5 protein-coding genes are annotated in these 12,188 nt (G+C 56.0%); all 5 read left to right on the top strand.

Going from position 1 to position 12,188, the window contains the following annotated elements; genetic code table 11:
* The first annotated feature begins 9 nt into the window (after window positions 1-9).
* The 5 genes from Poly41_RS09915 to Poly41_RS09895 all read left to right on the top strand — a co-directional run bounded on the left by Poly41_RS09915 (window position 10) and on the right by Poly41_RS09895 (window position 11,830).
* On the top strand, window positions 10-1,086 hold the full coding sequence (locus tag Poly41_RS09915) for a hypothetical protein (RefSeq protein ID WP_146525998.1): 1,077 nt from the start codon (window positions 10-12) through the stop codon (window positions 1,084-1,086).
* Window positions 1,087-1,089: 3 nt separating this feature from the next.
* On the top strand, window positions 1,090-8,121 hold the full coding sequence (locus Poly41_RS09910; protein WP_146525996.1) for a hypothetical protein: 7,032 nt from the start codon (window positions 1,090-1,092) through the stop codon (window positions 8,119-8,121).
* Window positions 8,122-8,189: 68 nt separating this feature from the next.
* A complete protein-coding gene (locus tag Poly41_RS09905; RefSeq protein ID WP_146525994.1) occupies window positions 8,190-9,239 on the top strand; it encodes a methionine synthase in 1,050 nt (349 codons plus the stop codon).
* Complete coding sequence (locus tag Poly41_RS09900; protein WP_146525992.1) at window positions 9,236-10,078, top strand: MBL fold metallo-hydrolase; 843 nt, start codon at window positions 9,236-9,238, stop codon at window positions 10,076-10,078. The genes Poly41_RS09905 and Poly41_RS09900 overlap by 4 nt, the downstream gene beginning before the upstream one ends.
* Before the next feature lie 285 nt (window positions 10,079-10,363).
* The gene (locus Poly41_RS09895; protein WP_146525990.1) at window positions 10,364-11,830 is read left to right on the top strand and encodes a nitronate monooxygenase; all 1,467 of its coding nucleotides are present in this window, start codon (window positions 10,364-10,366) and stop codon (window positions 11,828-11,830) included.
* Window positions 11,831-12,188: the final 358 nt, after the last annotated feature.

The raw sequence follows: 12,188 nt of genomic DNA, 5'->3' as shown, positions 1-12,188 counted from the left end.
AGGATTCCCATGTCCGAGCCCGCAGTCTCCTGCCCCAATTGTGCTCACCCCAATGCCGCAAACCCATGGTGGTGTGAAAATTGCGGCACGCTTCTACCGCTGCGGCTTCCAACTCCTTTGCCGCCCGATCCCCCCTTGCTTAGCGAGCGAACTCAACTCTACCAGCGCGCGCTTCGCGATTTGGAGAGCTTAAAAAGGGATCAGAAGGTTGATCCGCAGACCTACGATCCCATCCGATCTTTCTATCAACAACAACTTGCGGAGATGGAAGCGATGGTCGCCGAGCGACGTCGCACCAAATCGGTTTTCCAACTGCTTACCGACGCGCATCGGGCAGCGCAGGACGGCAACCTGGAATTTGTCATGTCGCTATTGCAGCGTGCGGCAAGCGAGGAGCAGGGCGAATACCACGTCGCCCGCGTGATCGCGGAGGTGGCTCAGAAGCAAGATGCCAAACGCGTTGAGCAGGCGGAGCAAGAGGCACACGAGCAGGCGGCACGAGAACGGATGGCGCGAGCCGCGGAATCGCCCATGGGGGGAATCACATTAACGAACCAGCTTGACGAGAACGAGGGGGTCGAGTCCGAGGCTTTGAAGGTTGAATTGGCCAATGCTGACTCGGATCGCGAAGAGGTCATTGTTGCTGCGTTGGTCGAGTCGAAGCACGTGGCGAGTTTTACAGAAACGGTGGACGAGACGCCGAGTCCGATCCAGCGATTCGTCGAAGCGACATCACAGTGGTCGTCGATCGTGAAACCTTTCTTGCTTGACAATGTCGGCTGGTTCGTCGGCGCTTTCTTGGTGGTGGCCGGATTCGTTGTCTTAATCGTGACGTTCTGGAGTAACATCGAGCAGAATCGCATCTTGATGCACTCTCTTGCCTTTGTCTCGTTGGCGTTCGCGACCGCTGCCTTCTTTGCATCCGCCTACTTTATGCGGCTGAAGTACCCGCAGTTGGAAAGTTCCAGCAATGTGCTGCTGACGATCGTGGCGTTGTTGATCCCCTTGGTTTTTGCCGCCGCCCTGCTGACGTCGCTAATTCCTGGCGTCACTGCTGGTCCCGTTCTTCTCTTCTTGCCGGTGTAAATCATGGACATTACCGCAGTTTGGATCGGTTTGCTTTACGGCGTTTTCTCGGCAATGCTTTGCTACGTCGTCGCGATGATGACTTCCGGGTTGTTTGCGAGGTCGTTTTATCGTTTGTATGCTCGCGAGCTGATCGCGATCTGTTCCGTGATGCTCTCGGCGCCGGGTCTGCGATGGTTGGCCAATACGAATCCCCATCTCGCGTCAATCGCGTTGACCTTGGCACAGTTCGCCGTCGCCGGCATTCTCGGTTACGGCGTCTTTCGGTTTAACCGAGATTACATGAAAGGTGTGTTCATTGGCCGCAGTACCGCTGCGTATTTCACGTTCGGAACTCTCGCGAATGCGGCCGTGGTGACACTAACCTTCTTGCATTTATCGGTGACACGGGCTCCGAACTGGCAAGACCAAGTAAGTGGATTTGTTGGAGTGTGGCATTACGGCCCCCTGCTGATGCTACTGGCCGCGATGGTCTTTCACACCGACTACTCTCTCAAACGGGCCGTTGGCGATCTGCGAAAATTCAGCCGTTTTACCTTCGTCGGCTACGCGATCTCGTTTCTTGGACTGGCGTTCTCGGTCGTGCCCTATTTGGTCAACTCGCACACGTTCACGCCCCTTGCTGGGCAGCAGAGCCCGCTGCTGCAAAACTTCTTTTGTAGCCAAACGCTTGTGATCGCAATCGCTGTCTATGCGTGGTTGGTGTGGCGGTACGAATCGATTCCACCGTTGTTCGTCCTGTTGCTCTCGATCATGGGGTTGTACCACGTGCTCGTGACACAGTGGGTGGTGCGATCCTGTGGCGTGGCGAGTTGGGCCATTGCTTCGTTACCGCTGTATGGAGGATTGGCCACGATGAGTCAGTTCTTTGGTCAATGGGATGATCGCAAGCAAAAGTCGATCGAGCGAAGCGGCGTTGAATCGGTCGCCATGCGTTTTGCGATACCCTTTCGATTTGTCGAAGTGGCGCTGCTGGTGGCTGTGTTTTCGATCACGCTGTGGGTTCGCATGTCGGGATTGGACTCGGATGGAGCCATTTGGCTTGCTGCCACGTTTGCGATCTACGCGTGTTTTTTCTTCGGCATGGCGATTGTCAGAAAACAGCCGCACTGGATCTACATCAGCTGGATTCTGGCGGGTTCGGCCGTTCTCGCAGGGCCGCTGCCCTACACCGAACCGATGTCGGTTGCAATGCTAGCCTCGCTGGCATTGGCAGGGGCGGGGATGGCATGTGCGGGCCATATTCGAGGATTGAAATGTGCATGGCGAACGCCGTTGACGGACGGTGGTTTCCTTTCGGCGATTCTGGTTTGCATCATCGTGCTCGTTCGACATGTTTCGGGTCACCCTGCGTATCACTTTGCTCCCGTCGGCACACTCGACGCAGTCGCGCTCACGGTGTCGGCGTTGGCATTCGCCGCTACTGCGTACCAATATCGATCGTGGTTACCGGTTTTTGGTGTGCTGGTTGCCTTGGCAATTGCGGTGCCGCCTTGGAGCGCCGCAGTCGGGTTGTTCGCCACGGTTGTCGCAGCGTTCTTGAGCAATCGGTTGTCCTCGGAAAACGTGCTGGCATTAGAGAATCGCGTCCGTTTTGTCGGTAAGTACCGCATGCCGATGGAAGACGTGCTTCCGGGGCTTTACGCGAGTCCGCTTTCGATGGGGGCGATCCCGTTGTCGCTGATCGGTTTGCTGATCTCCCTAATGCACGTCATGCAAGACAACTATGATTTCTCGATTCTTTTGGGGGCCGCAATTTCAGCGATCGTGCTTGGGATCTTAACTCGCACCTACCGGTTACCTTGGCTCTACATTGTTTCGATTTTGGCAGGCTACTTCGCGGTTCATGCGTCCGCTCACGGGTATCTTCTTCGAGGTCTGCCCAACGACGATGCCGTGTCCGTTCACTTGTGTATCGATGCTGCGATCTCACTTGCCGGTTGGATTGCAGCGACCGGCTATGCGACGTGGTGTGGCTTCTTGTTCCGCCGCGTCCATGAAGACCAAGAAGCAGCCGTAATCCGCCGCCGTGACTACTACAGCGGGATTCTGTTGGATCTGACTTGCATCATCGCCATCGCCACTTTCGTGATCACGGTTCTGTTCTGGATCGCGGGCGATGGCAAGCCCGGTTTGTTGGCGATCAGTGCCGCATTGACGGCGCTCTTGTTCGCAGGTGCTGGGCGAGTTTACCGGACTCGGCTTGGATCCTACTTGGCGCTCGCGTCCTTCACGGTATCGGTCATGAATGTTCTCGTCCTGTTCGAGTACTCGCTTCCACAAATTGCTTTGGCCGTCGCAGGCATGGGGCTTGTCGCCTCGGCCTACTCCTGCGTAGCGTGGCGAATTTCGGTGGGTGACTCCGAGTTGGATTCAGGTTCTCCGGATCAATGGAAACCTGCGATCCGCTTGCTCGAACGAGATGCGACGGGGCTTTGGTTGCGACCGCTGGCGATGTATGCCTTGCTCACCTGTGTGGCTGCGGTGCTGGTTGCTTTGCAGAGTGATTTTTCCCGTGGTGAACGTTTTGTCCTCAGCGACATGACTCCGATCACGTTGGCAATGTGTAGTGTCGCATTCTTGATGAGTACTCGAGCGTTTCGGAGGCCCATCACCTACATCACCTCCATTGCGTTGGGGTATGCTTCAGTTCATGCGCTCGGAGTCCTCGCGGTTCAGGCGGGACGGATCCACGTCACCCCCGCACCGATGCACTTGGCCATTGCTGCGGCCGCGTCGCTGGTCGGTTGTTTGTTGGCGGCTTTGCTCGTCGTCGCAATCAACCGGCGCAACCGGCATGCGTTGGATACGGATCGGCTGATTGACAATCGCGAGTACTATGCCGGCATCTTGCTTCATTTCAGCTCAGGGGTGATTGGTGCCTTGCTGCTAGGGCTGGCCGCGTTGGTTGCGACTTGTGATTGGAGCCAGACACAGGAACTGCATCTGATGCTTTGGGTTAGCGTTCTGTTGACGGCTGCCTTTAGTCTGTCGGGGCTGATCTATCGCTCGCGTCTTCAGACCTATTTGGCGATCGCCGCTGCGTGCTTAGGGCTCTACACGGTTGTTGCCGTTTGGGTTCCCGAAGCGTATCGCGAAACCTATCAAACCTTCGCCTTGTCGGTCACCGGGTTGCTGTTGGTCGCCATCGCCAAACGGATCGAAGGGCGAGCAATACGGACGACCGATCTCGCATCGCCGCGACCAAGACGGCTGGAGTGCTGGCAGCAGTCCGTGCTTCCGCTGGTGCCGCAACATGAGTCGCTTTGGTCGTGGCCTCTTGCACATGTTTCGGTCCTCTTGTCCTTTTTCACCCTGCTCTTTGTCGGCCAGGATTGGATCGGACACCCCGAACAACGACATCGAACGTGGCTGCAGGTTCTACCCATCTTTTTCGTCGCCGCGTCGCTGTGGGTGGCGTCGTTGACGGAAGCATTCCGCTTCGTGTCACGTGGACTACTTGTGGAGCGCCACCGAGACGATGCCGATTCACGCTTCGGTCAAGGGATCGTGGAACGAGGGCTATTGTACGTCTCATCATTGATCGTTGCAGCAGCGGGGGTTCACATGACGGTTCACCTGTTGCAACTGCAGACGTTCGCTTGGCCAGCTGTTTTCCATTGGCATCTGCTCGTCACGATGTTGATAGCGACGACCGCTTGGGCGGCTGCCAGCCTGTATACAAAACGTTGCGTAGAGGGAATGCCAACGTCGAAGGATCCGCAACGGCTGAAAGCCAATCAAATGATCTACGGTGGCTCGGTTTATAGCACTTCGACATTTGCCGCCGGTCTCGTCCTTTTCGGCGTCTGTTGGTTCGGGATTCCGCCGCATGAGGTCTCGCTGCCGCTATTCGGTGTGATCACGCTGTTGGTCGTTCTGTTTGCGCTCGCCAGTGCGACCTATCGATCCGAGTTTCTTTGCCGGGTTTCGCTCCTGACGTTAGGGCTTGGCATGTTACACGCTGCTTTAGCGGCAATGCGTTGGATGCCAGAGATGGGGTGGCTCGACCCAGTTTTGATCACGCTGCTAAGTGTCGTGCTGATGTTGGCTAGCCAACGGTATCGCAAGCACAATTCGGGCCTTTGGACACGTCCGCTTTGCGATGTTTCCATCTTCTACGCGGTCGTCGGATTGGTGTTGATCGGCGTGCGTCCACTACTCGGTGGATCTCCCGACCACACCGCAATCCTTGCCATGATGACCTGCATGTTGGCGGTGTGCACGTTTGCGCTGGCAGCGTTGGCGTACCGGACGCCGCTGTTGACTTATCTTTCGGTCGGAATCTTCACACTCAGCACAATCCCGATGCTGAGGATTGCGGACCAACCCCTGACACAATGGAGTGTGGCCTTGTCCGCAGCGGCTTTGGTCCTTGGGTTCATCGCCTTGGCTGTGGAACAGATGGAGAGACGATCGAGTGCTGTTCTTCGAGAATCCCGCGTAGGCGTTTTGTCTCAGCTTTACCAGCGTCCATTGATTCGATGTTCTGCAGTCTTGGCTCCCCTTGCGATCGTCCATTGCCTCGCAATTGCGGTTCAACACGGCTGGGACGTAGCGCAAACGCCTCTGATCGCTTCGTGTGCATTGGGGGCAACCACGCTGATGCTCAACGCGCGTTCTTTGATTGCGTTGCACCGCGATACTTTCGCCCGGCTGCTCGTTTATCTTGGTGCCTTCGCGATCGCGGGCTTTACCCTGGCCCTTGCTTCGTTGCTGGGCGGGTCGGCCGCAGTTGGATTGACTGCTGCGATGACTGCGCTCGGAATGATCAGTTCTGGGCTGTGGTTGCTCGAACGCTCACGGTCGGCGAGTGACACAACCACCGAAAGAACCGGTTATCGGTTGTCGTTCGGGCAGCCACTTTCGCATGTTGGTCCAGGGTTGTCGTTCGTCGCGATCGGCATCGCCTTGGGGTCCGTGTTGGTGTCGTTGATGGCTGGACCTGGCGCCCGTGGGTTGGTTGAGACGTTCACGTCTCTCGACTGGGCTTTGCTGCGTCCCACGGCCGTCACCATTTTGATTGCTGCCGCAGTCAGCTTGCTAGCCGTCCGGGCTCAATCGAAAATCCTTTGGTTGTATTCGGCCGTGGCTCTTGCGATTGTAGGACTTTGTTTGCTGGGCAAGACACAATTCCATGGCTCCGTCGCGCTGGCGGTCATCGGAGCGTTGATGCTATTGAATGCGATCGTTGTCGTTGCCAGGGTTGTTCATCGCCAACACGCATCGGTTGCATCACTGCTGCGAGTTGCTCAGGATGACTCGACACGCTTAACCTGTGCACGACCCTTGTTTGAGATTCCGGCTCTGTTCACTGCCGTGCTGCTGCTTGTTCAATTGACGTACCTGGCTTGGCTTCTCCTTGGCAATCAAGCCTTGGCGTTCTCTTGGCCATGGTTGTGGGCGGGTCTGTTCAGTGGCGGACTTTTCTTCCACGTGATGTACCTTCGCCCGCGATCGGAATACGTCCACTTGTTAGTGATCAGCAGTGTGACCGGAATCATTGGAACGGTCATGTCGTATCACTCGCTGCTGACGGTCGACGTTGCGTTGTCGGTTTTGGGGATCGCTTGGGGAACGGTTGCATTTGTAATCGATCGTCCGTTGGGTCGGCGTTTGGCGATTGGATTCCGTTTGTCATGGTCGTCGCAGCATCGCTGCCGGGCCGAGCGTCATTTGGTGGGGTGGTCAGCTGGTCTGATCGCCGGATCGTTGGCGTTTGCGGTTTCAAATGCAGTTGGTCTCTTGAGCGGCGAAGCCAACATGACAACAACCCTCTTGTTGGCAACGTTTGCCACGGCAATCGGCGCGTTCCGATGGCGAACTGCGTCCGCGGCGACGTTATCGGCGGTGCTGCTGCTCCTCTCACTTGCATCCGCGGCGTTCCGCTATGGTGATGTCGATGCACTGTACCAATACGCGAGCTTGATCGTTGCAGTGATTACGGTCGTCTACTTCGGGGCGAGTCAAATCATGAGTCGGATGGCGACGACCGACCGGGACGATCGTTTTTACGGCGACGTTGCTCAATCATTATCCAAAATGGCAAGTCTTTTCAGTGCTGTCGCCATGTTCGCGGCCATCGGTGCGATCGCAAAGCCGTATGCTGCGGCTCCGATCGCAATTTCGCTTGGCGTCGTTAATCTGCTATGGGCTTGGAAGGCTTGGGTGTCTCACCGCGAAGCCTATGCTTACGCGAGTCTCATCGGCGGACTGTTCACGGTAGCATACACTTGCAACACCCTGCTCCACCTGCGGCTAGTGCAAGATTCACTTGCAGCATTCATGGTGATTTGTGGCTGCTTCGTGCTTTATGCGGTGAATATCTTGGCCAGTCGGTCGAGTCGAGGAGGCTTGAGGACGTTCATTCAACCCACGTACTACATTGCCCTGACTCTTCCGCTGTTGCTTTTGGTTTCGATACCGCTTCATCAGCGGGCGGTGGCAGCCTTTGTCCTGTTAGCAGCGGGCTCCTTTTATCTGGTGATTGCTCATCAATCGCACATGCGTTGGACGATGTATGCCGCTGCTGCATGTGTCAATGTTGCAATCTATCTCTGGGTTCCTGTTGCTCGCCAGTGGACGGGGCTGTACCAACTGTACGTGATTCCTGCGGCCATCACCGTGTTGATCTTTGCTGAATTGCATCGGCGAGATCTGAAGCCCTCCGTGCTTTCAAGCATCCGTCTGGCCGCATCGGGTGCGATTTTGGCCGTTTCGACCTCCGAGGTCTTTTTGACGCAAGATCCTGGGTTGCTGCAATTTGTCTTCGTGCTTGGCTTTTCGCTGTTAGGAATTGCAGCGGGAATTGCGCTACGGGTCAAGCCGTTCGTGTCGGTCGGATTGGCGTTCTTGGTGATCAATGTTGTCAGTCAATTGGGACTCCAATTTCATCAAGAAGGAGGAATCATCCGTGCGGTGATCCTGATTGGCGTTGGGCTTGTGGTGCTCATCGCGATGATCTTCTTCAACATTCACCGCGAACGGATTTTGGCACGCTATCGAGGATTCATGTTGGACGAGCATTGGCAGTAGCATGGTTGACGGACCATGATAGGCAACCGAAACTGGGTTTGCTGCCGTTATCCTTCCCAGGGCTGTTTATGAAAACCAATCCACTTCGCACGTCCGTCATTGGCAGCTATCCCTTTCCTGGATGGCTGGAATTCGCGTCACAAAACCTCGATCAATTTGGACCGATCGATGTCGCCGAGATGCAAGAAGATGCCGCCGTTGCGGCGGTGCGTGACCAAGTTGCGTCCGGATTGGATGTGATTACGGATGGAGAGCAAACGCGTTTGGATTTCAACCTCTCCTTCTACGGCTATTTGCAAGGTATCGACCTGGAATCCTCGCTACCGCGTCGATGGGGGCCACCCGCGCACGATCAGCGAGGAAAACACGACATCGTCGGCACGCTCAGCGCACCTGGCGGGCTTGGTGCGGTCGAAGAGTTTGAACGATTGAAATCGATTGCATCCGACATTGTCCCTGAACGCGTGACCTTGAAAGCCAGTATCCCAGGGCCCTTTACCTTGTCAGGACGCTTGAATCCGAACAAGCAATACCCAGACCGCTTCGCGATCACCGAAGCCTTGCTGCCGTTGGTGCGCGAGGAAATCACGCAGTTGATGAACCATGGCTGCAAGGAGATCTGTGTCGATGAACCCTCGATGAGCTGTTATGCGCATAAAGAAGACACCAGGCGCTTTGTGGATATCTTTAACCGTACCATTGAACCCATCGTCGGCAAGACACGCGTCTGCATGCACATGTGTTTTGGAAACTTTAAGGGGCGAAGTGTCGGAGGAAAGCGGCCGGAGTGCATGTTCCCTGACTTTTTGGAGATGAAGGTCGATGAGATGCATTTGGAGATGGCGACGCTGAACTTTGCTCCGTTGGAGTTGATCAAACAGGTGACCGATGCGGGAATGGATGCGGCGGTTGGAGTGGTCGATGTAAAAAGCTACTACATCGAAACGCCCGAAGACATCGCGGATCGAGTCAAGGCTTGCTTGAAGTTCTCGCCAGCGGACCAATTGGTGTTTGCACCCGATTGTGGGCTCAGCCAAACGGCTCGCTGGGCTTCGCGTCAGAAGTTGGCGAATATGGTCGAAGGGGTTCGCCGTGTGCGCGAGGGGTTGAAACTGTGAGTTTGATCCCAGCGGTTCAAAAGGATGAGGTGTTGCAGCGTGATTTTCAATCGGCCGTTCCCGCTGAAGGCATTCTCCTTTGGTGGCTCGGGCAAAGTGGTTTCCTGATCAAGAGCGAATACGGCACGGTGTTGTTCGACCCCTATCTTTCCGATTCGCTGACGGATAAGTACCGCGATACGGATAAGCCACACGTCCGCATGACGGAAAGGGCCATCAAGCCGAGCCAACTGACTGGCATTGATCTGGTCACCTCAACGCACAATCACACCGATCACTTGGACGCCGCCACCCTCGGTCCGTTGATTGCTGCGAATCCATCGATCAAGTTGGTGATTCCCGAAGCGAATCGAGCCTTTGTTGCGAAGCGACTTGCTTGTGATTTCGCGTGGCCGATTGGGTTGTCGGATGGGCAAAGCGAAACGGTCGGGGCGATAACGATTCACGCGGTGCCGGCGGCTCATAACAACGTGGATCGTGATCAACAGGGCCGGTGCCATTACCTGGGGTACATCGTCCAATTGGGACCCAACACGATCTATCACAGCGGCGACACGTTGATGTATGACGGGATGTCCGAGATCTTGCGGCCGTTCGCGGTCGATTTGGCAATTTTGCCCATCAACGGCATGCGGCCTGAGCGACGCGTGTCGGGGAATCTGTTTGGCGACCAAGCGGCCCAATTGGCTCACCAGATCGGGGCTCGGATGGTGGTGCCATGCCACTATGACATGTTTTCTTTCAACACCGAATCGCCGGATATTTTCATAGACACTTGCAAAATGCTCGGTCAACCCTATCGCATACTCGGATGTGGCGAACGATTTGCGTTTTCGTGACATTTTGTCGCAGTCCGAACGCGACTTGGGCGGCCTTAGCTAGCAAGCGACTTTGCCGTTTGAGCCGGTTGGCGAGAGTTTTGGACGATTCGGCGACATTGTGACAAAAAGTTTGCACAACGGTTACATAAGTCTCCGCCTCTAAACGGGGCGATGACGGTACAATACCGACGGAATTAACAGGACGATGGATCGCGAGTTGCGGGACTTAGCCAATTGTTTTTGGCTCGGCCGCCGGCATCCATCAATCATTGCTGCAAAGTATGCATAAAGGAAATAGAAGAGATGTCATCTACGGCTAGCCGAGCAGAACCGACCATCATTCAAGGCGGGATGGGAGTCGCCGTTTCGGCGTGGCAACTTGCCAGAGCGGTATCGAAAACGGGCCAATTAGGGGTCATTTCGGGAACCGCTCTTGATGCAGTCATGGTCCGTCGGCTTCAACTTGGGGATGAAGGTGGCCATCTGCGCCGAGCCATGGCCGAGTTTCCTTATCCGGAAATGGCCGATCGGATCCTGAAAAAGTACTTTGTCGAAGGTGGCAAGGCGGACGGCGAACCGCTGGTCGGGACCATGGTCATTCCGATGGAGCCGACGCAGGAGCAACTCGAATTGGTCGTGGTCGCTAATTTCGTCGAGGTTTATTTGGCGAAGGAAGGTCATGACGGAATTGTCGGTGTCAATTTTCTCGAGAAGATCCAGTTGCCTACTTTGCCATCGATCTTTGGTGCGATGTTGGCGGGTGTCGATTACGTGCTGATGGGTGCCGGGATTCCGAAAGCCATTCCCGGAATCCTCGACCGGTTGAGTGAAGGCAAGGCGGTTGAGTTGCCCATTTATATCATTGGCGCCGAGCGTGATGACAATTTCGTGACTCGGTTTGACCCCGTCCAATTCACCAACGGCGAACTGCCTTGGCTACACCGTCCCAAATTTTTGGCGATCGTGGCATCCGCGACCTTGGCAAACATGTTGGCCAAGAAAGCCAGCGGGTATGTGGACGGGTTCATCGTCGAAGGTCCGACGGCGGGCGGACACAACGCACCACCACGAGGACCGAAGCAGACGAACGACCGGGGCGAACCGCTGTACGGGAAACGCGATGTCGTTGATTTGAACGCGATCGCGGCGCTCGGACGTCCGTTTTGGTTGGCGGGGTCCTACGGGTCACCCGATCAAGTCATGAGAGCTTTGGAGTCAGGGGCAACCGGGGTGCAAGTGGGAACGGCGTTCGCATTTTGCGAAGAGTCGGGTTTCAGTGGCGACATCAAGGACGTCGTCTTCAACATGGTCAAAGCGGGCGAGGTGGATGTGAAAACCGACGCCGAGGCTTCACCCACCGGATTTCCGTTTAAGGTGCTGCAAATCGAAGGTACGATGTCCGACGAAAAGGTCTACAAGGCACGAACCCGCGTTTGCGACTTGGGCTTCTTGCGCGAAGGCTATCGCAAGCCGGATGGATCGGTCGGTTGGCGATGTCCATCCGAGAAGATCGCTGCATTCACTTACAAAGGTGGCGATGCGGACGACACGGTTGGTCGGAAATGTGTTTGTAATGGGCTGATGACCAATGTGGGTTTGGGGCAACGTCGCAAGAACGGTGAAGATGAGCTGCCACTGGTCACATGCGGAAACGACGTCGCAGGGATCAAAGGCTTCATGAAGACAGCCGGTTCGACGAGCTATTCCGCTGCGGACGTCGTCGAACGGTTGATGTCGAATGTTATCGTGCCGGCCGTCGCCGCCCACTGATCCGGGCAGCGACGGCGATCGGTTGTGAACCGACACTCGCGACAGACGCACGATCGATGGAACAACGGCATCGCGGCGGGAGGTTTGTTGACTCATCCGACGAAAGCGCGCGGAACCCAGACTCGAAGTTTTTTGGAGGTATGACTCCGGTGTCCAATGCTCTCTTAGAAAAGAGTCACCGACGGACGGTCGTCCGCCGGGAACCGGTAGCACCCTTGGCGCACCGTCGACCGGGATATCCCTTGTCAAGTTGCACCTCTGCAGAGCTCGACTCCGTTGCTCCCGGCAACTGCACGATAACCAGTGAAAATAGCTCCTGCCAGCAATGATGGGACACCGGAGAGATGCCTCGAAAACC

This window comes from Novipirellula artificiosorum (genome assembly GCF_007860135.1).
Lineage (GTDB): Bacteria > Planctomycetota > Planctomycetia > Pirellulales > Pirellulaceae > Novipirellula_A > Novipirellula_A artificiosorum.
The sequence above is the reverse complement of the archived record's forward strand: the minus strand, read 5'-3'. Positions and strand labels throughout refer to the sequence as shown.